24 protein-coding genes are annotated in these 24,779 nt (G+C 65.0%); 7 read left to right on the top strand and 17 right to left on the bottom strand.

Annotated elements, in window-relative coordinates:
• Positions 1-116 precede the first annotated feature (116 nt).
• The 4 genes from ACK41V_RS19775 to ACK41V_RS19760 form a co-directional block, all read right to left on the bottom strand.
• On the bottom strand, positions 117-803 hold the full coding sequence (locus tag ACK41V_RS19775; protein WP_409784855.1) for an ankyrin repeat domain-containing protein: 687 nt from the start codon (positions 801-803) through the stop codon (positions 117-119).
• Positions 804-854: 51 nt separating this feature from the next.
• Positions 855-1,349: a GlcG/HbpS family heme-binding protein gene (locus tag ACK41V_RS19770; protein ID WP_409784854.1), complete on the bottom strand. Its 495-nt coding sequence runs from the start codon at positions 1,347-1,349 to the stop codon at positions 855-857.
• A gap of 302 nt (positions 1,350-1,651) precedes the next feature.
• On the bottom strand, positions 1,652-2,275 hold the full coding sequence (locus tag ACK41V_RS19765) for a response regulator transcription factor (protein ID WP_409784853.1): 624 nt from the start codon (positions 2,273-2,275) through the stop codon (positions 1,652-1,654).
• A complete protein-coding gene (locus ACK41V_RS19760) occupies positions 2,265-3,824 on the bottom strand; it encodes a sensor histidine kinase (RefSeq protein WP_409784851.1) in 1,560 nt (519 codons plus the stop codon). The genes ACK41V_RS19765 and ACK41V_RS19760 overlap by 11 nt, the downstream gene beginning before the upstream one ends.
• Before the next feature lie 142 nt (positions 3,825-3,966).
• On the opposite strand from ACK41V_RS19760, the gene ACK41V_RS19755 reads away from it, so the two are divergent.
• On the top strand, positions 3,967-4,905 hold the full coding sequence (locus ACK41V_RS19755; protein ID WP_409784849.1) for a cation diffusion facilitator family transporter: 939 nt from the start codon (positions 3,967-3,969) through the stop codon (positions 4,903-4,905).
• Positions 4,902-5,354, top strand: a complete 453-nt coding sequence (dtd, locus tag ACK41V_RS19750; RefSeq protein WP_409784847.1) for a D-aminoacyl-tRNA deacylase — start codon at positions 4,902-4,904, stop codon at positions 5,352-5,354. The genes ACK41V_RS19755 and dtd overlap by 4 nt, the downstream gene beginning before the upstream one ends.
• Before the next feature lie 60 nt (positions 5,355-5,414).
• On the opposite strand, the gene ACK41V_RS19745 is transcribed toward dtd, so the two are convergent.
• From ACK41V_RS19745 to cyoA, 9 genes are all read right to left on the bottom strand, one after another.
• Positions 5,415-6,695: an MFS transporter gene (locus tag ACK41V_RS19745; protein ID WP_409784845.1), complete on the bottom strand. Its 1,281-nt coding sequence runs from the start codon at positions 6,693-6,695 to the stop codon at positions 5,415-5,417.
• A complete protein-coding gene (locus ACK41V_RS19740) occupies positions 6,692-7,432 on the bottom strand; it encodes a sulfite exporter TauE/SafE family protein (protein WP_409784843.1) in 741 nt (246 codons plus the stop codon). The genes ACK41V_RS19745 and ACK41V_RS19740 overlap by 4 nt, the downstream gene beginning before the upstream one ends.
• Before the next feature lie 291 nt (positions 7,433-7,723).
• Positions 7,724-8,260, bottom strand: a complete 537-nt coding sequence (locus tag ACK41V_RS19735; RefSeq protein ID WP_409784841.1) for a response regulator transcription factor — start codon at positions 8,258-8,260, stop codon at positions 7,724-7,726.
• Entirely contained in the window at positions 8,250-9,596 is a 1,347-nt protein-coding gene (locus tag ACK41V_RS19730; RefSeq protein WP_409784839.1) for an ATP-binding protein, read from the bottom strand. The genes ACK41V_RS19735 and ACK41V_RS19730 overlap by 11 nt, the downstream gene beginning before the upstream one ends.
• Complete coding sequence (locus ACK41V_RS19725) at positions 9,596-10,414, bottom strand: SURF1 family protein (RefSeq protein WP_409784838.1); 819 nt, start codon at positions 10,412-10,414, stop codon at positions 9,596-9,598. Before ACK41V_RS19725 ends, ACK41V_RS19730 begins: the two co-directional genes overlap by 1 nt.
• Before the next feature lie 19 nt (positions 10,415-10,433).
• Positions 10,434-10,868: a cytochrome o ubiquinol oxidase subunit IV gene (gene cyoD / locus ACK41V_RS19720; RefSeq protein ID WP_409784836.1), complete on the bottom strand. Its 435-nt coding sequence runs from the start codon at positions 10,866-10,868 to the stop codon at positions 10,434-10,436.
• On the bottom strand, positions 10,869-11,501 hold the full coding sequence (gene cyoC, locus ACK41V_RS19715) for a cytochrome o ubiquinol oxidase subunit III (RefSeq protein WP_409784835.1): 633 nt from the start codon (positions 11,499-11,501) through the stop codon (positions 10,869-10,871).
• Positions 11,494-13,497, bottom strand: a complete 2,004-nt coding sequence (cyoB, locus tag ACK41V_RS19710; protein ID WP_409784833.1) for a cytochrome o ubiquinol oxidase subunit I — start codon at positions 13,495-13,497, stop codon at positions 11,494-11,496. The genes cyoC and cyoB overlap by 8 nt, the downstream gene beginning before the upstream one ends.
• 8 nt (positions 13,498-13,505) lie before the next feature.
• Complete coding sequence (gene cyoA, locus ACK41V_RS19705; RefSeq protein WP_409784831.1) at positions 13,506-14,576, bottom strand: ubiquinol oxidase subunit II; 1,071 nt, start codon at positions 14,574-14,576, stop codon at positions 13,506-13,508.
• Positions 14,577-14,888: 312 nt separating this feature from the next.
• Here cyoA and ACK41V_RS19700 point away from each other — a divergent pair, with 312 nt between their 5' ends.
• Positions 14,889-16,223, top strand: a complete 1,335-nt coding sequence (locus tag ACK41V_RS19700; RefSeq protein WP_409784830.1) for an MFS transporter — start codon at positions 14,889-14,891, stop codon at positions 16,221-16,223.
• Between the two features lie 84 nt (positions 16,224-16,307).
• Here the strand turns inward: ACK41V_RS19700 and ybeY are convergent, their stop codons facing one another.
• Together ybeY and ACK41V_RS19690 are read right to left on the bottom strand one after the other, a co-directional pair.
• Positions 16,308-16,766: an rRNA maturation RNase YbeY gene (gene ybeY, locus ACK41V_RS19695; RefSeq protein WP_409784829.1), complete on the bottom strand. Its 459-nt coding sequence runs from the start codon at positions 16,764-16,766 to the stop codon at positions 16,308-16,310.
• Between the two features lie 69 nt (positions 16,767-16,835).
• Positions 16,836-17,786: a PhoH family protein gene (locus ACK41V_RS19690; RefSeq protein WP_409784827.1), complete on the bottom strand. Its 951-nt coding sequence runs from the start codon at positions 17,784-17,786 to the stop codon at positions 16,836-16,838.
• Between the two features lie 80 nt (positions 17,787-17,866).
• Here ACK41V_RS19690 and ruvA point away from each other — a divergent pair, with 80 nt between their 5' ends.
• From ruvA to ACK41V_RS19670, 4 genes are read left to right on the top strand one after another with little or no spacing between them, the layout of a single operon-like run.
• On the top strand, positions 17,867-18,442 hold the full coding sequence (gene ruvA / locus ACK41V_RS19685) for a Holliday junction branch migration protein RuvA (protein WP_409784825.1): 576 nt from the start codon (positions 17,867-17,869) through the stop codon (positions 18,440-18,442).
• Between the two features lie 4 nt (positions 18,443-18,446).
• On the top strand, positions 18,447-19,976 hold the full coding sequence (locus ACK41V_RS19680; RefSeq protein ID WP_409784823.1) for a trypsin-like serine peptidase: 1,530 nt from the start codon (positions 18,447-18,449) through the stop codon (positions 19,974-19,976).
• A 35-nt stretch (positions 19,977-20,011) separates the two neighbouring features.
• A complete protein-coding gene (gene ruvB, locus ACK41V_RS19675; protein ID WP_409784822.1) occupies positions 20,012-21,073 on the top strand; it encodes a Holliday junction branch migration DNA helicase RuvB in 1,062 nt (353 codons plus the stop codon).
• Positions 21,074-21,092: 19 nt separating this feature from the next.
• Positions 21,093-22,001 (top strand): hypothetical protein, encoded by a 909-nt coding sequence (locus ACK41V_RS19670; protein ID WP_409784821.1) that lies wholly within the window; start codon positions 21,093-21,095, stop codon positions 21,999-22,001.
• Here ACK41V_RS19670 and ACK41V_RS19665 read toward each other — a convergent pair.
• Together ACK41V_RS19665 and ACK41V_RS19660 are read right to left on the bottom strand one after the other, a co-directional pair.
• Positions 21,934-23,748, bottom strand: coding sequence for a lysoplasmalogenase family protein (locus ACK41V_RS19665; RefSeq protein ID WP_409784820.1), 1,815 nt, complete (start codon positions 23,746-23,748; stop codon positions 21,934-21,936). The two genes, ACK41V_RS19670 and ACK41V_RS19665, sit on opposite strands and share 68 nt — an antisense overlap.
• A gap of 36 nt (positions 23,749-23,784) precedes the next feature.
• A partial coding sequence (locus tag ACK41V_RS19660; RefSeq protein WP_409784819.1) for an alanine racemase occupies positions 23,785-24,779 on the bottom strand: 995 nt, incomplete at its 5' end.

Below are 24,779 nucleotides of genomic sequence, written 5' to 3'. Positions count from 1 at the left end.
GGCGGTCAATCAGAAATCTAAGTCAAATTAGCCTCTAGCGCTTATCCATAAAGCGCTAATAGCTATCAATTTTGAAATTCAGGCCGGTTTGGCACAGCGCAATCCGACGCCACCACTCAGCGTGCCGCGCTCTGCAGCATTTGCACCATCTCGCTAAAACCCCGCTGGCGCGCCAGCTGCAGCGGTGTGTTTCCTTGTCGGTCGGTCAGTGTTTGGCTGGCACCCGCCTGCAGCAGGGCTAGCAAGGTGGCTTGGTGGCGCGGGCCGCCGTTGCCCAGCACGATGGATTCGATGAGCGCCGTCCAGTGCAGGTTGTTCACGTGGTCCAGCGGTGCTCCTGCGGCAATCAGCTGGCGCACCACGCCGTCGTGCCCCAGGTGGGCGGCGGCGATGAGTGCGGTGCCGTCGTAGCGGCTGGTCACCTGCTTGGCGCTGGCTCCCCGTTGCAGCAGCAGGCGCAGCGTGGCCTCGTCGTCCGCCACGGAGGCAATGGTCACGGCGTCGTAGCGGTCATTTTCCAGCAGATTGAGATCAGCGCCCGCTTTGGCGAGGGCTCGGATGGTTTCTGCTTGCCGGGCGTACGTGGCCACATGCAGTGGCGTGCGGCCAAACGCGTCGCGGGCGTTCAGATCACCCTTTGCGGCGATCAGCTTGGTCAGCGCGGGCATGTCGCCCCGCGTCGCCGCGGCATGCAGGCCCTGGTAGGCCGCTGATTCGGCAGCCGTGGGAGGCACCTGGCCGAAGGCGGGGGCGGCGCAGGCCAGCGACGTGGCCAGCGCGAATGCAAGGTTCCAGTGCTTCATGGGTGTCTCCGATGGCGTGCGTGTGCGTGCGTGTTGAATGCGGGTTGGGATTTACTTCAACAACTCTTGCACCTTGGCGATGCCCGCCACGGCACATTGTTCGTCCAGGTGTCCGCCGGGTGCGCCGCCCACGCCCACGGCGCCGATCACTTCATTGCCCACCTTCACCGGCACGCCGCCGCCCAGCAGCAGGTAGCCGGGGATCTGGCCCAGGTTGGCCGCGGCGGGGTTCTTCTGCGAACCTTCCATGATCGCCAGTGTGGTGTTCTTGGCCGATGCGGATGTGTAGGCCTTCAGGCGGCTGGCTTCCAGCGTGTGGGGGCCTGCGTTGTCGGCGCGGTGCACGGCGCGCACGGTGCCTGCGCGGTCCACCACGGTGGCGGTGACGTTGTATCCGTTGGCGCTGCAGGTGGCTACGGTCTGCGCAGCGATCTGGGTGGCCAGGTCCAGCGAGATGTTCTTTTCGGTACGAACGCCTTCGGCGCTGGCGGCGGTGGCGATCAGGGACAGGGTGAGGGCGGCGACGGTGGCGAGGCGGTTTTGCATGGTGTTCTCCGGTGTTTTGGTGTCGGCGCCACCCGTTGTGGTGCCGTGGGAGAACTGTAAAAAATGCAGCGGCTTTCAGCCATTCGTGCGGCTACGCGCGGCGCTCCGTAGAACTACGCAGTGGCACGCCGCCCATGCCCCTGCGCACCGCTCAGCCAAAACCGTTCGTGCTGAGCTTGTCGAAGCATTGCGCGGCGCTTCGACAGGCTCAGCGTGATCGGCTTGGCGCATCGATGCGATGCACCGCAGCTCGGCCCCGGCTTCGACAAGCTCAGCCCGAACCGCTGAGGGGTCACGCGTGTCTATTCCACCAGCGCCGCATACCGCCGTATCAGCTGCGCCAGCGACTCCGACCCCAGCTTGGCAAACAGGTTGGCGCGGTGGGTTTCCACTGTGCGGGGAGACAAAGTCAGCGCCTTGCCGATTTCCTTGTTCGTCAGCCCTTCCACGATGAGCCCCAGCACCTCGCATTCGCGGGCCGACAGCTGTGCGTAGCGCTCACGGGCCTGCTGGTCCGCCTGGTGCCGCTCGCGCGACCGCACATGCTGGCGCACGGCGTTCTGCAGGGCTTCGATCAGCACTTCGTCGTCCACCGGCTTTTCCAGAAACTCCGCGGCTCCGGCCTTGAACGCGCGGCGGCACATTTCCACCGTGCCGTGGCCGGTCAGCAAAATCATCGGCTGGTCCACGCCCTGCGCCAGCAGTTGTTCCAGCACCGTCAGGCCGCTGATGCCGGGCATACGCACATCCAGCACGATGGCGCCGATGCTGGCGCGGTCAAACCCCGCCATGAACGCCTGCGGGTCGGCCCAGGCCTGCACGCGCAGGCCCACGGTGCTGATGAGCAGGGAGAGGCTGTCGCGCACGGCGGCGTCATCGTCCACCAGGTGGATCAGGGGCGAGAGGGATTGCGCGTTATCGGTCATGGGCGGGCGGTGCGATCGTTGCGGTCGGCAGGGTCAGCACAAACTCGGCGCCCCGCTGCGCCGGGGCTGGCGTTGTGGCTTCTGGTGCCAAAGTCAGCTGCGCACCCATGGCCTGCGCCAGGCTTTCGCACAGTGTCAGGCCCAGTCCCAGCCCGCCCGTGCGCGTGGTGTAGAACGGCTCGAAAAGGTGCTGGCGCGCCTCGGGTGGTATGCCGGGCCCGTGGTCGCGCACCGACAGGGCCACGTGCCCAGCATCTGCGCGCACCATCGCAATGTGCAGTTGTCGCTCTGCGGGTGGCACCTGCTCCAGCGCCTGCAATGCATTCATCAGCAGGTTGTGAATGATCTGCTGCAGGGCCACGGGCTCGGCCAGCACGGTGGGCAGGTCGGGGGCGGTGGTCACCTCGGGCACCACACCGCGCTGGGCCAGCTCGGGCTCCAGCAAATGCAGCGCGTCGTGTACCGCCGTGGTCAAGGCCAGCGGCTGCGCCTGGCCCGCAAGGTCCGGGCGCTCCACCAGGCGGCGCAGGCGGCCTACCACGGTGGCGGCGCGGCGGGCTTGCTCCACAGCGCGGGCCATGGCCGTGTGGGCGGTGTCGAGATCAGGCGGGTCGTCCGCCAGCAGGCGCTGGGCGGCCTGGGTGTTGGACAGCAGGGCGGTCAGCGGCTGGTTCAGCTCGTGCGCCATGCCCGCAGCCAGCTCGCCCAGCGTGTTCAGGCGTGCCACTTGGCCCAATCGCAGCAGTTCTTCGGCACGCTGGCGGGCCACGCGCTGGCGCCACAGTGCGCGGCCTGCCGCCCACAGCGCAGCGGTCAGCAGGCACCAGCCCAGCATGCCCCACCAGGGCATCTCGTTCAGGCCGACGCTGCGGCGCGCCACCACGTCCAGCGGCTGGCTGGGCGCGGCCAGCAGTTTGTGAAAGTCATAGCTGCGGATGCCGCTGCCCATGTTGCCCCGGCCCGGCTGAACCACAAAGGCCTCGCCGCCATGCTCCAGGGTGACGCGCACGGGGCTGGTCGCCATGTCCATGGGCCATTCGTCGACCGGGATGGTGGTGCGCAGGTCGATGTGCAGCGCGTAACTGGCGGGTAGGCCAGCCAGCACCAGGTAATAACGGCCTGCTGGCAGATTGAGTGCGGCGATGGCGGCGTGGCCGGTGCGGCGTGAGGTGGCTTCGGCTGCCGCCAGCTCCGTCTGCAGTGCGGGAGGCCAGTCGCCTTGCGCCGACCGCTGCAGCACCCCCAGGATTTGGGGGTACACCGAGGTCAGGCGGGGCAGGGGTGATGATGCGGCGCTGGTGTTTTCGCCCCCTGTGGTGGCAGGCTGCAGCAGCGCCAGCGTGGCCATGATGGCGTCGTGCTGCACCACGCGTTGGCTCAGCAGCCGGTGAACGATGCGCGCGTCGGTCTCAAACGCTGCATGCAATTGCTGCAGGCGCGCCACCGCCAGCCAGCTGGCGCCTGCGCATGCGACCACGGCCCACAGCAGCAGGCTGGGGAGGTGCAGGGTGCGGTGTGAAAGAAGGCGGCGGAGCCATGCCGGGGTCATGCGCGGATTCTGGCATGGGGGCTTGCGTGGGCCGCCCTTCAACGATGGGGCGCTTTCGGAGCCCGCGGCGCAAAGCGGGTCTTCAGGCGGCTCTGGTGTAATTCCGGGCTCGGTTCTCTCGCGCCACTCCAATACCTCAACCATGTCCACCCCTCCCCCCAAGCCGCACCACTGGCTCACGCCGCGCAATCTGCTGTCGGCGTCCATTGCGGTGGCGGTGGTCACCATCGTGCTCAAGACGCTGGCCTGGGTCGTCACGGGTTCGGTGGGCCTGCTGTCAGATGCCATGGAGTCGTTTGTGAACCTGGCCAGCGCCATGTTTGCCCTGGCCATGGTGACGGTGGCGGCACGGCCTGCGGATGACGACCACCCCTACGGCCACCACAAGGCCGAGTATTTTTCGTCGGGGTTCGAGGGCATCCTCATCGTGGGGGTGTCGGCAGGCATTCTGTGGGCGGCGGGGCACCGCTTGTTCGACCCGCAACCCATCGAGCAAGTGGGCTGGGGCCTGGGCCTGTCGGTACTCAGCTCCGCGCTCAACGGGTTTCTGGCGTGGCTCATGTTCCGCTCGGCGCGCGCGTACCGCTCCATTGCGCTGGAGGCCGACGCCCGCCACCTGGTCACCGATGTGTGGACATCCGCTGGCGTGCTGGTGGGCATTGCGGGCTCGGTCCTCACCGGCTGGTTGTGGCTGGACGCCGTGGCGGCGATTGTGGTGGCGCTGAATATCCTGAAGGAAGGCGTGTCCCTCGTGTGGCGCTCGTCCCAGGGCCTCATGGATTCGGCCGTGGAGCCCGAGGTGCAGGCCACCATCGATGCCGCGCTGCAGCAGTTCGTGTTAGCCCAGCCGCCCGGCACTGTACGGTTTGATCATGTATCTACACGCCGGGCAGGCCAGCGCCAGTTTGTGGACATGCACCTGCACATGCCAGCCGATTGGACTTTGCGCCACGCCGCCGAACTGCGCGGCCAGGTCGAACGCGCTCTGATGGCCGCTGTGCCCGGCCTGCGCGCCACCATCGAGCTGCTGCCCACCGATGTGGAAGCGCATTTTGACGATCCGAAGGAAGAAGTGAAGTGATAAGTGTCCTGCAACGTGTGCGCGAAGCGCGTGTAGATGTGGCAGGCCAGACCGTGGGCGCCATCGGCGCAGGCCTGCTGGTGCTGGTGTGCGCCGAACGCGGCGACACCGAGGTAGAGGCCGACAAACTGCTGGCCAAGCTCCTGAAACTTCGCATCTTTTCAGACGATGCGGGCAAGATGAACAAAAGCGTGCAGGATGTGGCGGGCGGCCTGCTGCTGGTGAGCCAATTCACCCTGGCCGCAGACACCACGGGCGGTAACCGCCCCAGCTTTACCCAGGCCGCGGCGCCCGACGAAGGGCGACGGCTGTACGACTACTTTGTGGCCCAGGCCCGCAAGGCCCACCCCGAGGTGGCGACGGGCCAGTTTGCGGCGGACATGCAGGTGCATCTGATCAACGACGGGCCGGTGACGATACCGCTGCGCATTGCACCTGTGGTCGGTTGATTATTCAAAATTAATAGCTGCTAGCGCTTGATGGATAAGCGCTAAAGCCTGTTTTGATCATTATTTCTGGCGAGCAACCAGTGGCGACACTGGCAGCACCCGGAAGGCCACCGATGCCAACGCCAGCCAAGCCGCGATGGTCAGCATGACAGCGGTGTGCGCATCCCACCCCCAGCGCTGCGCCCAGGTAGCGACGATGCCGGTGAACCACTGCATCAGCGCTACGCCCAGGAACATCGCCATGGTGTAGGCCGACAGGGCGCGGCCCGTGAGGGCGGGCGGGTAGGACGCACGCACGTCGGCGTACTGCAGCACTCCGTAACCCGACAGCAGGCCCATCAGCAGAATCAGCACCACGCTGGCCGCCGGGTGCACGCGCAGCAGTGCGAGCAGAACGAACAGCGCCGCCATCAGCAGCGACGCATTGCCGATCCACCACCGGCGGCGGCCAATGCCGGGGTCCAGCCGGCCCGCCAGGCCGGGCGCGAACAGGGCGATGAGCGAGAGGCCCAGCGCCACGTTGCCGCTGTCCACCAGGGAGAGGTGGTAGCGGTCCATCAGCAGCGGTGCCAGCCACAGGCCGCGCAGCGACAGAAACGCTGCGTAGCCCGACATGCCCAGTATCAGAATGCCCCAGGTGTGGGGCACCGTGAGCAGCTGCCCAAAGCCCAGCAGTGCCTGGGCCCAGGTTTCGCGCTGGGCGGGCGGGGGCAGCAGCGGCGCCGGTTCGTGCACCCGCAGGTAAATCATCAGCCACGACAGGGCGCTCAACACCGCCAGCACCGCATACCCCGCGCGCCACCCGCCGCCGTGCTGCACCAGCCACGCCAGCGGTGTGCCCGTGAACAGCAGGCCGAGCCCGCCCACGCCCATGGCCACGCCCGAGAGGTAGGCAAACCGGTCCGCCGGAAAGTGCCGGGCGATGAACAGCGTGCAGGCCAGGAAGGCGGGCGAGCAGCCCACGCCGATCAGCAGCTGACCCGCCATGAGCCAGGCGTAGCCGGGCGCCGCGGCAGAGAGCGCGGCCCCTGCAATGGCCAGCGGGAAGGCGGTGAGCACCGTGCGCCGCAGGCCCCACAGGTCCAGCCCCACGCCCATGAGCAACTGGGCCACGCCGAACGACAGGCCGAACAGCCCGGCGAAAGCACCCAGCGATCCCGGCGAAAGCCCGAACTCGGCCGTCAGCCCCTGGGCCAGGATGGCGGTGGTGGTGCGAAAGGCCTGGCTCAGCGCAAAGCCGCTGAGCAGCGTCAGCAGCATGACCCAGAGCGCGCGGGGCTGCGGGCGGTCGTTGCCTTCAGGCGATGGCGCGGAGGGTGGGGGTGGTGTTTGGTGGCTCACTGACGCCAGAAGAATACCGCGGCCATCACCAGGCCCGTGGCCACAATGCCCCAGCGCAGCACATTAGCGGGCAGCTTGCGCGCCACGCGCGCGCCGCCATAGCCGCCTGCGGTCGCGGCCACCATCATCATCAGCGCCTCTGGCCACAGCACCACGCCGCCAGCGGCGTAGATGGCCACGGCAATGGCGGTGAGCAGGGCCGACACCCAGTTCTTGAGGCCGTTCATGGCGTTCAGGTTGGTCTGTCCCAGCAGGCCGAACAGCGCCAGCAACAAGATGCCCAGCCCGCCGTTGAAATAGCCGCCATACGCCGCCACCACCAGCACACTCAGGGTGGCTTTTGGGGTGGACGGTTTGCCGCCCGCCAGCCTCTTGCGCAGCGCGGGGCCGAAGGCGAACAGCGCCGTGGCAACCAGCAGCAGCCAGGGCACCACCAGGCGAAAAGTGGCGTCGGGCGTGACCAGCAGCAGCGCGGCACCTGCGGCGCCGCCGATGAGCGACAGCGTCACCAGCAGGCGCATCGACAGCCCCGGGGGCGGGGCGGTGTCGTCCTTGAAACCCCACGCCCCCGCCATGTAGCCCGGCAGCAGGGCGACGGTGCCGGTGGCGTTGGCCACCACCGGCGGCACGCCGGTGAAGACCAGCGCTGGCAGGGTCAAAAAGCTGCCGCCCCCCGCAACGGCATTGAGGGCACCCGCCACAAAAGCGGCGGTCAGCAACAGGGCGATCTCGAACATGTCTCCTCCGGGGGGGCGCGAGAACCCGCCGTCGGACACGGAAACATGCGCGCACGGGTTATGAATACTTCCGCTTGAGCGGACTTTGTCCGAATCTTAGGTGGGTGCTGCACCATGGTGGGGCAGTGCGTGGGGTGAAACGCGTTGGCCTGCAGGCACACAAATCGCCGCCAAGGCACGCCCGTGCTGGCTTTGGGCGGGAAATCACCCGACTGCGAGCAACGCAGGCGTTAAGGTGTTTTGCTTAAAAGTTGCCTATGCGCGCACTGGCCTGCCCACCGCGCGCAGGCTTCAGACCCGCTGCTTGCCCAGCTTGCGGCTGAGGGTGCGCCGGTGCATGCCGAGGCGGCGGGCGGCTTCGGAGATGTTGAAGCCCGTCTCGGCCAGCACTTCGTGGATGCGCTCCCACTCCAGCGTTTTGATGGAGCTGGAGCGGTTGGTCAGCTCCACCTCGGGATTGCCTTCCATGAGGCCGAAGGCGGCCTCGATGTCATCGGTGTTGGACGGCTTGGCCAGGTAGTGCACGGCGCCCAGTTTGACGGCCTCTACCGCGGTGGCGATGCTGGCAAAACCCGTCAGCACCACGATGCGCGTCTTGCTGCTGTGTGCATGCAGCTGGCGCACGCAGGCCAGGCCCGACGCTTCGCCTCTGAGTTTGAGGTCCACCACGGCGTAGGCCGGTGTGTGGGTGGCCAGCAGCACTTGCATCTGCGCCATGCTTTCGGCGTGCAGCACCTGGTAACCGCGCCGCTCGAACGAGCGCGCCAGGGTGCGGGCAAAAGCCTCGTCATCCTCCACGATCAGCAGCAAGCGTTGTTCAGTGTCCATGGTCGTTGGGTAGCGTGTCCGGCAAAGCAATGGCGGCCAGGGGGAGCGTGATGGTGACTTCCGCGCCACCTCCTGGCAGGTTGCGCGCGGCGACGGTGCCTCCTAGGGTGCGGGCCACGTTCATCGACAAAAACAGTCCCAGGCCGCCGCCCGGTCGCCCCTTGGTCGATTTGTAGGGGGTGCCAATCTGTTTCAGCACGGCGGGGGAGAAACCCGGGCCTTGGTCGCTCACCACAATGCGCAGCACCTCGGTGTCGCTGGTTGCCTGCAGGCCCACCCACTGGGGCGATGCATCGCGGGCATTGTCCAGCACATTAAAAACCATTTGCTCCAGCGTGGCATCGGCCACCATGGGGCGGTCGTCCGCGATGCGGTTGTCAAACACAAACTGGTCGACCGACCGCGTGCCGCGCCAGTCCTGCACCAGGGCGTCCAAGAACTGGCACACCGTGGTCTGGCTGGAGTCTTCGCCGCGGGTCTCCCCCGCCGACAGCAGGATGCCACTCACGATGGTTTTGCAGCGCTGCACCTGGGCTTCCATCTCGGCGATTTCTTCTTGCAGCACGCGGTCGGTGGCCAGCGCCGGGATGCGGCGCCAGTCGCCCAGAATGACGGCCATGGTGGCCAGCGGTGTGCCCAGCTCGTGCGCGGCGCCAGAGGCCAGGAGGCCCATGCGCACGATGTGTTCTTCTTCCACCGCCCGCTGCCGCACCGCGGCCAGCCGCGCATCGCGCTGGCGCAGGTTGTGACTGATGCGCGTGATGAAGATGACGACCAGGATGGCGTTGAGCACAAAACACACCAGCAGGCCCAGCACATAGGGGCTGGTCCAGCCTTCGTGCATGTTGGGCGCCATGGGCAGGGGTTTGCTGTGCTGGGCCAGCAGCACCACACACGCCGATGTCAGAACGACGATGAACCAGATGTAGCTGCCCCGCAGCAGCATCGCGCCCACTGCAATCTGCAGCACGTAGAGAAAAACGAAGGGGTTGCTGATGCCCCCGCTCAGGTACAACTGGGCGGTCAGCGCGGCCACGTCGATCAGCAGGCCGATGAAGATCTCGACGTCGTGCACGCTGCGCCGAGTGCGCCAGCGCACCAGGCTGACGATGTTGAAGATCGCCATGCAGCCCACGATGGTGAGCATCTCCCGCATCGGCAGGGGCATGCCCAGGATGTAGTGTGTGGTCTCGATGGTGAGCAGCTGGCCCACCACGGCAATCCAGCGCAGCTGGATCAGCTGGTGCAGGTTTTTGAGGCCCGCTGCCGCGGTGGCAGAGCGGGCCTTGCTGAAGGGCCGCAGGGGGCGGGACACACGGCGACTGCTGCTGGTCATCATGGGGGAGTGGGGTGGCGACTGCGGGCGCGCAGCCTAAGCTCGTAGCGTGCCACAACCACGCTGGCCCCCACAACCATCAGTGCCAATCCGAACCAGGTCACGGCATAGACCAGGTGGCTGTTGGCAAAGCGCACCACGGTCAACCCCGTGCGCGGCCAAGTGCCAGAGGCTGTGGGGCGCTGCTCGGTGTTGGTGGCGCCTTGCCGGTTCGGAAAGCCCACATCCACAAAGTACGGTGCTGCGTTGGGCAACTGCAGCGCCTGCGCCATGGCTGCGACATCGCGGGAATGCCAGCGTTGCTGCGCCGGGTCGTTGCGGCGCAAGAAGCCGCCGCCGGGTTCGCTGATGCGCAGCAAGCCCTCGATGGTCACGCGCTCATCTGCGCCGGTTTGTGGCGAGGGTGATTGCCACTGCGTGCGCTGATCCGCAGGCACGAAGCCCCGGTTGACCAACACGTGCGTGTGATCATCTTGCTGCAAAGGGGTCATCACCCAGAACCCGGCGCCGAGTTCTGTTGTGGCCTGGGTCAGCAGGGTTTTGGCAGGTAACCAGCGGCCCTCTAGGCGCACCGCCAGGTATTCGTGGTCTGCCGCGTTGACCTGCGGCCACTGTGCGGGGCGCGGTGGGGCGCTGGGGGTGGCATGGATGCGTTCCGTAGTTCGCTCGATGAGATCGAGCTTCCAGGCCAAGCGCTGCACCTGCCACAGGCCCAAAGCGATGAACGCCGCAAACAGCGACACGCCCACCACCCCAAGAACGGCCAGCGTCCACCTGGAGTGGGGGCCTTGGCGCCCCGTGTTTGCGGCGGAGTCCACGAGAAATGGAATGGGTTGTCTAGGGCGACGAGCGCAGATCTGCGCCCGCGGGGGGCATGCCTGGCATGGCGGGATGGTCCGGCATCATGTTGGCGTTCATGTGGAACATGACCCACAACGTGCCCGCAATGGTGATGGCCACAAACACCACGGTGAAGATGGTGGCCAGCAGCGTCCAGCCGCCTTCCACCTTGCCGTTCATGTGCAGGAAAAACACCATGTGCACCAGGATCTGGATGACGGCGAAGCCGCCCAGCACCAGCACGGCGGTGTTGCGGTCGGCAATCACCTTGGCCATGACCAGCCAGAACGGAATGGCCGTGAGGATGATGGACAGCACAAAGCCCGTCATGTAGCCTGAGAAGGTGCTGTGTGGCTCGTTGGCATCGTGGTGAGGGGTGTCACCGTCGTGGTGGCTGCCATGGTGCTCGTGTGTTGTGTGTTGTGCGCTCATTTACAGCACTCCCATCAGGTACACAAAGGTAAAGACGCCAATCCAGACCACGTCCAGAAAGTGCCAGAACATGGACAGGCACATCAGGCGCCGGGTGTTCTCGGGAATCAGGCCATGCTTTTTGATCTGCAGCATCAGCACCACCAGCCAGATGAGGCCAAAGGTGACGTGCAAGCCGTGGGTGCCTACCAGCGTGAAGAACGCCGACAGGAAGGCACTGCGCTGGGGTGTGGCGCCCTGGTGGATCAGGTGATAAAACTCATAGAGTTCGAGTGCCAGAAAGCACAGGCCGAAGAAACCCGTGACCGCCAGCCACAGCAGCGTGCCATTCACATCCTTTTGCTGCTTGCGCAGCATGGCGAACCCGAAGGTGATGGACGACAGCAGCAGGAAGGCTGTGTTGATGGCGACCAGCGTCAGGTCAAACAGTTGCGCGCCTGTGGGGCCTGCCGCATAGCTGCGGCCCAGCACGCCGTAGGTGGCAAACAGCGCGGCAAAGATGAGGCAGTCGCTCATCAGATACAGCCAGAACCCCAGGGCTGTGCCGTTTTCAGGATGGGGATCGTGCGCGAGGTGGTAAGCGCGCGGCGCCAGGGCGCCAGCGGCGCCTGCTTGGATGCGAAGTTCAGACATGGCGGGCCAGTTGCAGAGTGCGGGTTTCTTCGGTGGAAATCACTTCAGATGCCGGGATGTAGAAGTCACGCTTGTAGTTGAACGTGTGGATGATCGACGCCAGCAGCAGCACCGCAAACGACACACCGGCCAGCAGCCACATGTGCCAGATCAGTGCAAAGCCGAACACCAGCGACAGAGCCGAGATCACCGCACCCGAACCTGTGTTGGCAGGCATGTGGATGGGTGCAAAACCAGTCAGCGGGCGCTGGTAGCCGTGCTTCTTCATATCCCACCAGGCGTCGATCTCATGCACCACGGGGGTGAACGCGAAGTTGTAGCTGGGCGGGGGCGACGAGGTGGCCCATTCCAGTGTGCGCGCGTCCCAGGGGTCGCCGGTCCAGTCGCGCAACTGGTCGCGCTTGAGGTAGCTCACCACGATCTGGATCAGGAAGCAGGCGATGCCCAGCGCAATCATGAAGGCGCCGAACGCAGCGATCTGGAACCAGATTTGCAGCGACTGGTCTTCAAAGTGGTTGGCGCGGCGCGTGACGCCCATCAGCCCCAGCACATACAGCGGGCCAAACGCCACCCAGAAGCCCACCACCCACAGCCAGAACGAGCGCACGCCCCAGGTGCGGTCGAGCTTGTAGCCGAAGGCCTTGGGGTACCAATAGTTGATGCCCGCAAACAGGCCGAACAGCACGCCGCCGATGATCACGTTGTGGAAGTGGGCGATGAGGAACAGGCTGTTGTGCAGCACGAAATCTGCCGGTGGCACGGCCAGTAACACGCCGGTCATGCCGCCGATGGCGAAGGTGATCATGAAGGCCACGGTCCACATCATGGGCAGCTCGAAACGGATGCGGCCCTTGTACATGGTGAACAGCCAGTTGAAGATCTTGGCGCCCGTCGGGATCGAGATGATCATCGTCGTGATGCCGAAGAACGTGTTCACGCTGGCTCCCGAGCCCATGGTGAAGAAGTGGTGCAGCCACACGAGGTACGACAGGATGGTGATCACCACCGTGGCGTACACCATGGAGGTGTAGCCGAACAGGCGCTTCTTGCAGAACGTGGCCACCACTTCAGAGAAGATGCCAAAACACGGCAGGATCAGGATGTACACCTCGGGGTGGCCCCAGATCCAGATCAGGTTCACGTAGAGCATGGGGTTGCCGCCCAGCTCGTTGGTGAAGAAGTTGGTACCGATGTAGCGGTCCAGCGACATCAGCACCAGGGCGGCTGTCAGCACGGGGAACGACGCGACGATGAGCGCGTTGGTGCACAGCGCTGTCCACACGAAGACGGGCATCTTCATCAGGCTCATGCCGGGCGCGCGCATCTTGATGATGGTGACGATCAGGTTGATGCCCGAGAGCGTGGTGCCCACCCCCGCGATCTGTAGCGCCCAGATGTAGTAGTCCAGTCCGGTACTCGCGCTCTGAGCCCCCAGGTTCGAGAGCGCCAGCCAGCCCGAGGTAGAGAACTCACCCAGGAACAGCGACACCATCACCAGCACAGCACCGGCCGTGGTCATCCAGAAGCTGAAGTTGTTCAGGAATGGGAACGACACATCGCGCGCGCCAATCTGCAGCGGGATGAGGTAGTTCATCAGCCCCGTGACCAGCGGCATGGCGACGAAGAAGATCATGATCACGCCGTGGGCCGTGAAGATCTGGTCGTAGTGGTGCGGCGGCAGGTAGCCCATGTTGTCGCCAAAGGCCATGGCCTGCTGCAGGCGCATCATCACCGCGTCGGCAAAGCCGCGCAGCAGCATGACGATGCCCAGAATCATGTACATGATCCCGATCTTCTTGTGGTCGATGCTGCAGATCCAGACGCGCCACAGCGGGCCCCACAGGCGGAACTTGGTGATGCCCGCCATGACGGCGATGCCGCCCAGCACCACGGCGATGAAGGTCCACAGCACGATGGGTTCATGCGCCATCGGGACGGCGTCCCAGTTCAGGCGGCCCAGCGCCCAGTGGGCGGGGGAGACGGTTTCGGAGGACATAGGGAGGCTCATTGGCGGGTGCTCGTGCTTTGGGCAGGTGCCGGTGCAAGGCGGGTTTCGAGGGTGGCGACCACCTCGGCGGCGTTCTGGGCGGTGCACACGTCCTGCGGCAGGTTCAGGCCCGCGGCCCGCACATAGGCATCACCGCCCAGCGCGTCGATGGCCATCATGTGGTGCATGCACATCTTTCCGTCTTCGACGCAGCGGTTGAGCACCTTGTCGTACAGGCCTTCTTCCACCGATGAAAAATGCTGCACGGGGTCGCGTTCGCTGGGTTTCACCAGGTTCAGGTAGGTGCTTTTGTCCAGGGGCTTGCCGTCGGTCTTGGCCTTTTGCACCCACTGGGCAAAATCGCCATCGCTCAAGCCGTGGAACTTGAAGGTCATGCCCGAGAAGCCCGCGCCGCTGTAGTGGGAGGACATGCCCTTGAACACGCCTGGCTTGTTGATCACCGCATTCAGCTCGGTCTGCATGCCAGGCATGGCGTAAATCATGCCGGCCAAATCGGGCACATAAAACGCGTTCATCGTGGATGTGGCGGTCAGCTTGAACAAGATGGGGCGGTCCACCGGGGCGGCCACTTCGTTCACAGTGGCAATGCCCAGTTCCGGGTAGAAAAACAGCCATTTCCAGTCCATGGCGACCACTTGCACTTCCAGCGGTTTGACGTGGGGCGCCAGCGGGCGCTGGGCGTCAATGCGGTCCAGCGGGCGGTAGGGGTCCAGTTTGTGGGTGCCGATCCAGGTGATGGCGCCCAGCGCGATGATGATGAGCAGCGGCACGGTCCAGATCACCAGCTCCAGCGTGGTGGAGTGGTGCCACTCCGGGTCGTAGTCGGCCTCGGTGTTGGCGGCGTTGTTCTGGCGGTACTTCCAGGCAAACCACAGGGTGAGGGCGATCACCGGAACGATGATCACCAGCATCAGCAGCGTGGCGGTGATGACCAGCTGGCCTTGCTGGGCAGCGATATCGCCTGCCGGGTTGAGAACGACGGCTTGGCTGCAACCGGTGAGTAGTCCGGTGGCCAGGGCGGTCGCGGCAAGCCAGGCAAGCCTGCGGGTTTCCTTGGTATGGTGCATGCGGGGACGCGACAAAAGGCGCTTAGGTGTAAACACGAATGACTGGACTACCGCACTGTAGTAGCCCCACCAAATTTGTCGATTGGACATTTTGTCCAAGATCAAGGTTTGGCGGGTTTGGCGTAGGCCGGGTCAACTGGACAAGCCCCGCAACCCACCATGCAGACGGTTGCTGGTGCTTTTCGGGCTGAAAATGGTTTGTTAGTGGTGTGTTATCAGGGTTTTCCTACGCTTGCTGCTGGCAAATCACACTTGTGACGAGCAGCGGCGCAAGGTAGAACTGGGGCAGTAGTTCAATTGAGGAATGTCGATATGGTTGGCCAAGGTTCTGCGGCGCTGGGTGCGCCAGGGTTTGAGGGTGAAGGCTCGCTGGCGCGGGCACATACGGATGAGGATGTCACCCCCGGCGAGATCGCGGTGGGCGTGATCATCGGCCGGTCGTCCGAATATTTCGATTTCTTCGTCTTTGGTATTGCCAGCGTGCTGGTGTTCCCGTCGCTGTTGTTCCCGTTTTTATCGCGGTTGGACGGCACTTTGGCTGCTTTTGCCATCTTTTCCGTCGCTTTTGTGGCGCGCCCGTTCGGCACTGCCATTTCGATGGCCGTTCAGCGGCGCTGGGGACGGGGCACCAAGCTGACGCTGGCGCTGTTTCTGCTGGGGGCCAGCACCGCAGGCATGGCGTTTTTGCCGAGTTACGCCTCCGCGGGCACGGTCGCCATCGTGGCGCTGGTGGTGTTGCGCGTTGGCCAGGGGCTGGCGCTGGGTGGGTCTTGGGACGGTTTGCCGTCCTTGCTGGCCTTGAGCGCCCCCCAGGAGCGCCGTGGCTGGTTTGCCATGATTGGCCAGCTGGGTGCCCCCATCGGGTTTGTGCTGGCTGCGAGTCTGTTTGCTTATCTGTACAGCAGCCTGAGCGTGGCTGAGTTTTTGGACTGGGGCTGGCGCTATCCGTTTTTTGTGGCTTTTGCCATCAACGTAGTGGCCCTGTTTGCCCGCCTGCGCCTGGTGGTGGGCCAGTCGTATGCCGAACTGCTGCAGCAGCTGGAGCTGCAGCCCGTGGGCGTAACCCGCGTCATGCGCGATGAAGGGCGCAATGTGCTGCTGGGGGCGTTTGCCGCTCTGGCCAGTTTTGCGCTCTTCCACTTGGCTACGGTGTTCCCGCTGTCGTGGATCGCCATGTATTCAGAGCAATCCATCACCGAGGTGCTGAGTGTGCAGATCGTCGGCGCTTTTTTGGCCGCTGGTGCCATCATGGTGTCGGGCTGGCTGGCCGACCGCGTGGGTCGCCGCAATCTGCTGGGCACCATGGCGCTGTTTATTGGCGCGTTCAGCTTGGTGACACCGTGGCTGCTGGGGGCCGGGCAGGTGGGCAACAACGTCTTTCTGCTGGTGAGCTTTGTGCTACTGGGCCTGTCGTACGGGCAGGCATCGGGCACCGTCACAGCCAACTTCTCACCGAAGTACCGCTATACAGGGGCTGCGCTGTCGGCCGATTTGGCGTGGCTGGTGGGCGCGGGTTTTGCGCCGCTGGTGGCGCTGGCGCTGTCGGCCAAATTTGGGCTCGGCGCCGTGTCGCTGTACCTGCTGTCGGGTGTGGTGTGCACGCTGGTCGCCTTGCGCATCAATCGGCGGATTGAACGCAAGGAATAAGAGCGGTTCTGCGGGTGGCGCTGGGTGGGGCCGGGCAGCTGGCCCGCACTTGGTCACCAAAGCGATAGCTGAGTAAGCGGGTGCTTACTTGGCGTAAGGGTCTGCAAACCCTAGCTCTTTCATGATGTCTATCTCGTAAGCTTCCATCTCGTCGGCATCCGCCGCGCTGGTTTCATGGTCCCAGCCCTGGGCATGCAGCGCACCGTGCACCAGCAGGTGCGCGTAGTGTTCTTCCAAGCTTTTGTTCTGCTCGCGCGCCTCGCGCTCCACCACGGGGGCACACAGCACCAGGTCTGCGGTCACCACGGGCTCTTGCGTGTAGTCAAAGGTGAGCACGTTGGTGGCGTAGTCTTTTTTGCGAAAGTCGCGGTTCAGCTGCTGGCCTTCTTCCGCGCCCACGATGCGCACGGTGATCTCCGCATCGGTGGCCAGGGCGTGGCGAATCCAGCGCGTGACCTTGTGGCGTGGCAAGACGGCGCGGTGGGCCGCCGCTTCGGCAAAACGGCCAAATTGCAGCGATAGGGCGAGTTGGTGGAGAGACATTTATGGTCTTTTTGGCCTCTAGCGCTTTATCCGTAAGCGCTACTAGCTATTAAATTGAGAGTAATGGCATCAACTGCGCGCAGGAGCGGCGCGGCGCGGTGCGTCGTAGGCATCCACAATGCGCGCGACCAGCGGGTGGCGCACTACGTCGGCGCTGGTAAAGCGGGTGATGGCAATGCCTTTGACGCGTTTCAGCACCCGTTCGGCATCCACCAGCCCGCTCATTGCCCCTTTGGGCAGGTCCACCTGGCTCACATCGCCCGTGACGACGGCGCGTGCGCCAAAGCCGATGCGGGTCAAAAACATCTTCATCTGCTCGGGCGTGGTGTTTTGCGCTTCGTCCAGGATCACAAACGCATTGTTCAGCGTGCGCCCGCGCATGAAGGCCAGCGGCGCGATCTCGATGGCATTGCGCTCAAAGGCCTTTTGCACCTTGTCATGGCCCATCAGCTCATACAGTGCGTCGTATAGGGGGCGCAGGTACGGGTCCACCTTTTGCGCCAGGTCGCCGGGCAAAAAGCCCAGTCGTTCGCCCGCCTCTACCGCAGGGCGGGTCAACACGATGCGTTGCACCGTGCTGCGTTCCAGTGCATCCACCGCGCAGGCCACCGCCAGATAGGTTTTGCCCGTGCCGGCGGGGCCGATGCCGAAGGTGATGTCGTGGGTGGCAATGTTCTGCAGGTACAGGTTCTGTGTGGGCGTGCGCCCCCGCAGGTCGGCGCGGCGGGTGTTGAGAATGATCGCGTCGTCAGGCGCTTGCAGCAGCTCGCTGTCGCCGGCCAGCATCAGCTGGATGTAGTCCTCGGTGATCGGGCGCTCGGCCATCTCATACAGCGCCTGCAGCAGCTCCATCGCCTGTGTGGCCTTGGCCTTGGGGCCGTCCACCTTGAACTGCTCGTGCCGGTGCGCAATGCTCACCGACAGGGCCACTTCGATGGTCCGCAGGTGCGCGTCGGCCGGGCCACACAGGTTGGTGAGCCGGGGGTTGTTGTGGGGGGTGAAGGTGTGGCGCAGGATCACGCGGATAATTCCAGTCTGGCAATCGAGAACACGGAAAAAAACGGCGCTGCACCATGTGCAGCCGCCGACAAAGGACACCCATGATAGGCAAATTGACCGGCACCCTGCTGGAGAAGAACCCCCCCGAGGTGCTGCTGGACTGCCACGGCGTGGGTTATGAGGTGAATGTGCCCATGAGCACGTTCTACAACCTGCCTGCGGTGGGCGAGCGGGTCAGCCTGCTCACCCAGTTCATTGTGCGGGAGGATGCGCAGCTTTTATACGGCTTTGCAACGCCGCAAGAGCGCCAGGCTTTTCGTGAACTGGTCAAGATCTCCGGCGTAGGCCCGCGCACGGCTTTGTCGGTGTTGAGTGGCATGGGCGTCGGCGATCTGGCCCAGGCGATTTCGCTGCAGGAGGCCGGTCGTCTGGTCAAAGTGCCGGGCATTGGCAAGAAGACGGCCGAGCGGTTGCTGTTGGAGCTGAAGGGCAAGCTGGGGGCGGACATGGGTGTCACTCACGGCGCGGCGAATAGTGATGCGCAGGCAGATATATTGCAGGCGCTGCTGGCGCTGGGTTACAACGACAAGGAGGCTGCGGCAGCGCTCAAGGCGTTGCCTGCGGATGTGGGGGTGAGTGACGGTATTAAGCTGGCGTTGAAGGCGCTGGCGAAATAACACAATGGCTAAAATTATGAACTCTAATTTCTATTCTCCAGTGAAACTTGTGGGTCTGTGTCTCGTTGTGGCGTTGACCGCGTGTGGCGGTGGAAGCAACGACACGCCTGTGACGGCCGTCGATCCTGTCGTGCCAGAACCACCTGTGGTTGTGCCCACACCGGTCAACCCGGGAATACCGAGTAACAATCGCATCGAACCCCTTGACCTTGGGCTGCCAAAAGCCGCCAGCGCGGCTTCGCTCAAGGCATCCGAACGCAGCGCTGCGTTGCCTCCGGCTTCGGTGCGCCTCGGACCTGTGGGCGAATCACAGAGTCTGTTGACCAAGAACGCCGCTGGGTATGGAGCGCCTCAGCAGATCGGTGTTTCCCGCAGTGTTGTGGCTACCGCGACAGCGAAGGACACTCTGGCACAGCTGACATGGCGGCCTGCTGGGTCCGGTCTTCAGCGGGCCGCCATCAGCTTCACGGCAGATGGAGCCCTGGGTGTGCGGTTGGGTGTGCTGGTGCGCAGCCTGCCTTCTGGCAGCACGATGCGTTTCTACGCTCAGTCAGGAGGAAATTTTGTTCAGGTATCGCGGGAGGAGGTGTTGCGCATTGTGCAGCGCAATCTGGATGCGGGAGATGTCGGCGACTCGGCGCGTACGTATTGGGCGCCTGACTTTGGCGGGGCTGAAACCACCCTCGAACTGGAAGTGCCTGTCAGAGCCAATCTGGCAGAACTCGACATCGCCGTTCCGTCGCTGTCCCACTTCGTTGTCTCGCCAGAACAGGCTACTGCCTCGGCATCGTTCACCAAAGTGGGAGAGTCGGGCACTTGCAATGTCGACGTTTCGTGCAAAGCTGAATTCACCAGTGAAAGTCGATCTGTTGCCCGCATGATTTATGTCCGCGATGGCGGCAGTTTCCTGTGCACAGGCACTTTGCTGAACGACATCCAATCGAGCACTACCCCGTATTTTCTGAGTGCCTTCCATTGCATCTCTTCGCAATCGGTGGCTTCTTCACTCACGACAGACTGGTTTTACCGCTCCACCGCGTGCAACAGTGGAAGTCTCAATCTCGCCACGCAGCGTCTGCAGGGCGGGGCCGTGCTTCTGCATGCAAGTGCTACCACTGACACGTCCTTCATGCGCCTCAACAATCCCCCGCCGCAGGGCAGCGTGTATGCGGGCACCTACTTTGGTGACATGACGCAAAACGCGAATGTCGCGGGAGTCCATCACCCCCGAGGTGATCTGCAAAAAGTCAGTACCGGCGCTTTGGCGCGGTTCAGCAACTGCAGCAACGAAGTCTGTGCGATTAGCACGCCGGCGGACGGGCGCTTTTTGACCGTGGGTTGGAGCGAGGGCACTACGGAAGGGGGCAGCAGCGGGTCGGGGCTGTTCTTTGGCATTGGCAGTTCCCGATACTTGGTCGGCCAGTTGTACGGCGGCGCGTCCAGCTGCCAAGTGCCAGCCGGGCGCGACCATTACGGGCGCTTTGATCTGGCCTTCCGCTCGGCTCTGAAGCAATGGCTGGTGCCTGGCTCTTAGCGCGCGGACATGCAGGAAGTAATGACCCCCTAAAAATGACCATCCAAACTGACGACTTCGCCCCCGCCCCCGCTAAACGCGTCATCTCCGCCATTCCAGTTTCCCCTCAGGAGGAAGCGATCGAGCGCGCCCTGCGCCCCAAGCTCCTGCAGGAGTACGTGGGCCAGGTTAAGGCACGCGAGCAGTTGGAAATCTTCATAGGTGCGGCAAAGAAGCGCGGCGAGGCGCTGGACCACGTGCTGCTGTTTGGCCCGCCGGGCCTGGGAAAGACCACGCTCAGCCACATCATTGCGGCCGAATTGGGCGTCAACCTGCGCCAGACCAGCGGCCCGGTGCTCGAAAAGCCCAAGGACCTGGCGGCGCTGCTGACCAATCTGGAAAAGAACGACGTTCTGTTCATCGACGAGATCCACCGCCTCTCGCCCGTGGTCGAGGAAATCCTCTACCCCGCGCTGGAGGACTACCAGATTGACATCATGATCGGCGAGGGGCCTGCGGCGCGCAGCATCAAGCTTGACCTGCAGCCCTTCACGCTGGTGGGTGCGACCACGCGCGCCGGCATGCTGACCAACCCGCTGCGCGATCGCTTCGGCATCGTCGCGCGGCTGGAGTTCTATACCGCGCAGGAGCTTGCGCGCATCGTGCAGCGCAGCGCCGGCCTGCTCGACGTCCCCATGGACGAAGTGGGCGGCTTCGAGATCGCCCGCCGCTCGCGCGGCACGCCGCGTATCGCCAACCGGCTGCTGCGGCGCGTGCGCGACTATGCCGAGGTCAAGGGCGATGGCCGCATCACCCTGGATATCGCCAACCGTGCCCTGGCCATGCTCGACGTGGACCCGCAGGGATTCGACGTGATGGACCGCAAGCTGCTCGAGGCCGTGATCCACCGCTTCGATGGCGGTCCGGTGGGCCTGGACAACATCGCCGCCAGCATCGGCGAGGAGGCCGGCACCATCGAGGACGTGATCGAGCCGTACCTCATCCAGCAAGGCTTTTTGCAGCGCACCACCCGCGGCCGCGGGGCCACGCTGGCCGCCTACCGGCACCTGGGCGTGACCCCGCCCCAGGCTGGCGGGCAGGACCTGTTCGAAGCCTGAAACGCAAGGGAGCCATCCCATGGCACGCTCCAGCCGCCGCAAGAAGAACCCGCGCGAGAGCGCCACCAAGGCGGCGCCCGTGCGACGGGGCCCCGGAGTGAACTGGACGCCGGCCTTGCGGGCCCAATGGGAGGCCCTCGCGCCCGGGCGCAGGTTCATGGGTTCCTGCGGCCTGGCCCTGGTCGTGGGCACCCTGCTGCTGTACGGCCTGGGCGGGGTGGTCTATGGCCAGCTCACGGTGTTCCTGTTCGAGGGCTTTGAGGACCTGCCCGGCTGGGTGGCCGTGTGTGGCGCGGCCAGTGTGTGGTGCCTGGCCGCTGCGCTGGGCGTTTACCTGGCGGGGCGCCACTGGCCCGCCATGGCGTCCGAGCGTTGCCAACGCCTGCGGTTTCGGGCCTGCGCGGCGACGGCCGTGCTGGCGGCCATCACCTTGCTGCTGTGGCTGCTGAGCGCGCCGGGCATGTGGGGCGCCCTGGGTGCCTGGCCCGGGCTGGCGCCGCAATCAGAGTGGCTGCTGGCCCCGCTGCCCTGGGCGTGGGAATGGGTGCTGCCTCTGGCGCGCGATGACCTGCAGCCCTGGTGGACGGGCGCGGCCGTGGTGGTGGGCGGCCTGTCGGCATGGTTGCTTTGCGTAGGCCGTCGACCGCGCGCCGGGCTGGCCTGCATGGGCCTGGCGCTGATGTTCATCGGCCTGTGGGCGCTGGGCGGCGCGGCCTACCACTATGTGGCGGGCCGGGGGCTCGCCGGGGTGGTCGAGGAGGTGGCCGCACTGAACCTGCAGTCCCATCCGGGCCAGCGCAATGCCGATACCTTCCTGTGGTTGCTGAGCGCCTGGTTTCTGCTGGCCCTGGGGGCTGTGCTCATGGCCGGGGCGTTGCATATCCCGTCGGCGGCAGCGCAGCGCTTGCAGCAGGCCCCTCCTCGGTGACGGGAGCCCGGTGCTGGCTGCGGGCACCGTCCAGCATGCCGGCCACGATCAGCACCTGCGCGATGTAATAGGTGGCCAGCACCCACAGCTGGGCCAGCGGCAGGGGCTGTACGAAGCGGTTGGTGGCCAGCGTGGCATCGCTGAGCATGAAGAACCCGGCCCCGATGGCGACCAGCCAGGCGCCGCGCCCGCCCAGCACGGCGGCACGGCCGATGGCCTGTGCAGCCATTAGGGCGATCACCAGCACATACGCCGCCACCGGCCCGCGCAAAGCGGCCGGCAGCCCGCCCAGCCACAGGAAGGCATACATGCCCACGCCGATGGCCAGCGTGGTCACCAGCGCGCCGCGCCGGGCAAACCAGGGAACGCCTTTGCGGAACAGCACGATGTAACAGAGGTGGGCAAGCAGAAAGCTCACCAGCCCGGGGATGAAGAAGCCGCCGAACATCAGGAACACATCGCCCGCGAGCGAGCCGGCCAGCGCAGCGATGAGCCAGCGGCCTTCGGTCCTGTCGAGGCGGTTGCCAGGGGCCGCCGTGCGCAGATGCCCGGCGACCACAGCAATGGCAATCACCATGGTCAGCGGCTTGAAGATCCAATGCCACTCCTGCAGCCCGAGCACGCTGGTCGCCGTGGCAAGGGCTGCCGATTCGACCAGCAGCGCCATGCCCATGCCGATGCGCCCCTGCACCGCCGCGCCCAGAGCCCATTGCGCGATCAGCAGCGTGGCGAACCAGATGGCGTTGTGCACCAGCGGCGCCGTGTCGGCCTGCCAGAGGAAGGCGGCCACACCGGCCAGCATGAGCGCGAACTGCACGCCCGCAAACCATTGCAGCGTGCGCGACATGGGCGGGTGGTACAGCGGCATCCGGGCAATGTCGAAGGCCGGCTTGGGAAAGCGCTCGGCCACGTCGGCCGGCCGCCAGCCGGGCGGCTTGATCCACACCCGGAGTTTGTCGAGCCAGTTGCATGCATGCCAGCTGTCGTGCGCCAGGCTTGCGTAGACCTGGGCATTGGCCCACAGCGGGTCCCAGCTGTTGAGCAAGCCACGCGTGCCGTAGACGCACTTTTCCTGGTCGTCCTCGTCCTTGAAGGTGCCGAAGATCCGGTCCCAAATGATCAGGATGCCGCCGTAGTTCTTGTCCAGGTACGGGTCATTCACCGCGTGGTGCACGCGGTGGTTGCTGGGGCTGCAGAACCAGCGGTCGAACCAGCCCAGCTTTCCCACCTGCTCGGTGTGCACCCAGAACTGATAGAGCAAATCGATCAGCGCCACCACCGCAAACACCAGCGGCGGCACGCCCGCCAGCGCCATGGGCACATAAAACACCCAGCCCAGCAGCGCGCCCGAGCTGGTTTGGCGCAGTGCGGTGCTGAGGTTGTAGTCCTGGCTCTGGTGGTGCACCGCGTGCGCGGCCCACAACACGGCCGACTCATGCCCCATGCGGTGCAGCCAGTAATAGCAAAAATCGTAGAACACCAGCGCCAGCAGCCAGCCGGGCAGGCTGGTCCAGAACGCATCGCTGCGCCACAACGCCACGTGCTCGAAGAGTGCGGTGTAGATGCCGATGCGCAGCAGCCGCGTGAATACGGCGCTGGTCTGGCTGAGCATGCCCAAACTGATGCTGCTGACCGCATCGGCCAGCCGGTAGGTGTTGCGCTGGCGCTTGTAGCCGATGAACAGCTCGATGGCGATCAGCAAAAAGAAAACGGGGGTGGCTAGGACGATGATCTGACTGGGGCTCATGGGGGACACCAAAATGTCCGCCGATTCTTGCGCCAATCAGGTCAGCGCGCCTCTGGCATCAACCCTGATGATGCGTTCCACCACGCCCATGGTCAGCCCGCCGCGTACGCCGATCAAAAAGTCGTGCAGGTTCACCGTGGGGTCGCAGTGGCCGGGGATGAGCCACAGCATGCGGCCCAGCGCGGGCAGGCGGGCTTTGGGGCCGTCGGCGTAGAGCAGGCCGTGTTCGTCGCCACCGTTGGCAAAACGCAGCGCGCGGTCGGCGGGCAGCAGGGCGACGGTGGGCAGGCCGGAGTCGATGGCGTGGCTTTTGTGCCCGGCATCGCACACGGCGTGGCCTTCGCGCACCGATACCACCTGGGTCTTGACGAACAGTGCGTGCTCAAAAGCGGGTTGGGCCGGTTCGCGCTCGTTGCGCGCGTAGTCGGCATCCATGAACAGGAAAGAGCCCGCCTGCAGTTCGCCAAAAATACCGCTGGCGGCTTCGTGCACCAGCGTGCCGGTGCCCGATCCGGTGATCAGCGGCACGGTAACGCCCGCAGCCTCGATCAGTTGCCTGGTGTGGCTGGCGGCGCGCACCACCTGGGCAATCGCCTCTTTGCGGCCCACGGTGCTGGCCATGTGCTGGGCCCGGCCATGGTAGGCCTGGAGCCCCGCAAAGCGCAGTCGGGGGCTGCGCGCCACGGCCAGGGCCAGTGGCACGGCAGCTTCGCCGGGCGGCACTCCGCAGCGGCCCTGGCCTACGTCAATTTCCACCAGCACGTCGATGTCCGCATCGCGGCCATGCTGCGCCATGGCGTCGGCCAGGCGCTCTATACCTTCGGGGTGGTCTACCGCCACCCCCAGCCGTCCACCACGCGCCGCCAGCTGGGCGGCCAGCCGCGCCACACGGTGCAGCTTGGGCATGGCGATGACCTGGTTGGTGATGGTGATGTCATCCACGCCGCCGGCGGCAAGGGCCTCGGCCTCGGCCACCTTTTGCACACACACGCCCTGGGCGCCTGCGCGTTGCTGCAGCAGCGCGAGTTCGG

It is taken from the genome of Acidovorax sp., from assembly GCF_046291265.1.
Taxonomy (GTDB): domain Bacteria; phylum Pseudomonadota; class Gammaproteobacteria; order Burkholderiales; family Burkholderiaceae_C; genus Acidovorax.
This window is presented reverse-complemented; position numbering and strand designations above follow the sequence as displayed.

What these genes read in the sequence shown, in the direction of transcription:
- ACK41V_RS19775 (WP_409784855.1), bottom strand. Translation starts at nt 803, where the DNA reads ATGAAGCACTGGAACCTTGCATTCGCGCTGGCCACGTCGCTGGCCTGC.
- ACK41V_RS19770 (WP_409784854.1), bottom strand. Translation starts at nt 1,349, where the DNA reads ATGCAAAACCGCCTCGCCACCGTCGCCGCCCTCACCCTGTCCCTGATC.
- ACK41V_RS19765 (WP_409784853.1), bottom strand. Translation starts at nt 2,275, where the DNA reads ATGACCGATAACGCGCAATCCCTCTCGCCCCTGATCCACCTGGTGGAC.
- ACK41V_RS19760 (WP_409784851.1), bottom strand. Translation starts at nt 3,824, where the DNA reads ATGACCCCGGCATGGCTCCGCCGCCTTCTTTCACACCGCACCCTGCAC.
- ACK41V_RS19755 (WP_409784849.1), top strand. Translation starts at nt 3,967, where the DNA reads ATGTCCACCCCTCCCCCCAAGCCGCACCACTGGCTCACGCCGCGCAAT.
- ACK41V_RS19740 (WP_409784843.1), bottom strand. Translation starts at nt 7,432, where the DNA reads ATGTTCGAGATCGCCCTGTTGCTGACCGCCGCTTTTGTGGCGGGTGCC.
- ACK41V_RS19735 (WP_409784841.1), bottom strand. Translation starts at nt 8,260, where the DNA reads ATGGACACTGAACAACGCTTGCTGCTGATCGTGGAGGATGACGAGGCT.
- ACK41V_RS19730 (WP_409784839.1), bottom strand. Translation starts at nt 9,596, where the DNA reads ATGACCAGCAGCAGTCGCCGTGTGTCCCGCCCCCTGCGGCCCTTCAGC.
- cyoD (WP_409784836.1), bottom strand. Translation starts at nt 10,868, where the DNA reads ATGAGCGCACAACACACAACACACGAGCACCATGGCAGCCACCACGAC.
- cyoC (WP_409784835.1), bottom strand. Translation starts at nt 11,501, where the DNA reads ATGTCTGAACTTCGCATCCAAGCAGGCGCCGCTGGCGCCCTGGCGCCG.
- cyoB (WP_409784833.1), bottom strand. Translation starts at nt 13,497, where the DNA reads ATGTCCTCCGAAACCGTCTCCCCCGCCCACTGGGCGCTGGGCCGCCTG.
- cyoA (WP_409784831.1), bottom strand. Translation starts at nt 14,576, where the DNA reads ATGCACCATACCAAGGAAACCCGCAGGCTTGCCTGGCTTGCCGCGACC.
- ACK41V_RS19700 (WP_409784830.1), top strand. Translation starts at nt 14,889, where the DNA reads ATGGTTGGCCAAGGTTCTGCGGCGCTGGGTGCGCCAGGGTTTGAGGGT.
- ybeY (WP_409784829.1), bottom strand. Translation starts at nt 16,766, where the DNA reads ATGTCTCTCCACCAACTCGCCCTATCGCTGCAATTTGGCCGTTTTGCC.
- ruvA (WP_409784825.1), top strand. Translation starts at nt 17,867, where the DNA reads ATGATAGGCAAATTGACCGGCACCCTGCTGGAGAAGAACCCCCCCGAG.
- ACK41V_RS19680 (WP_409784823.1), top strand. Translation starts at nt 18,447, where the DNA reads ATGGCTAAAATTATGAACTCTAATTTCTATTCTCCAGTGAAACTTGTG.
- ruvB (WP_409784822.1), top strand. Translation starts at nt 20,012, where the DNA reads ATGACCATCCAAACTGACGACTTCGCCCCCGCCCCCGCTAAACGCGTC.
- ACK41V_RS19670 (WP_409784821.1), top strand. Translation starts at nt 21,093, where the DNA reads ATGGCACGCTCCAGCCGCCGCAAGAAGAACCCGCGCGAGAGCGCCACC.
- ACK41V_RS19665 (WP_409784820.1), bottom strand. Translation starts at nt 23,748, where the DNA reads ATGAGCCCCAGTCAGATCATCGTCCTAGCCACCCCCGTTTTCTTTTTG.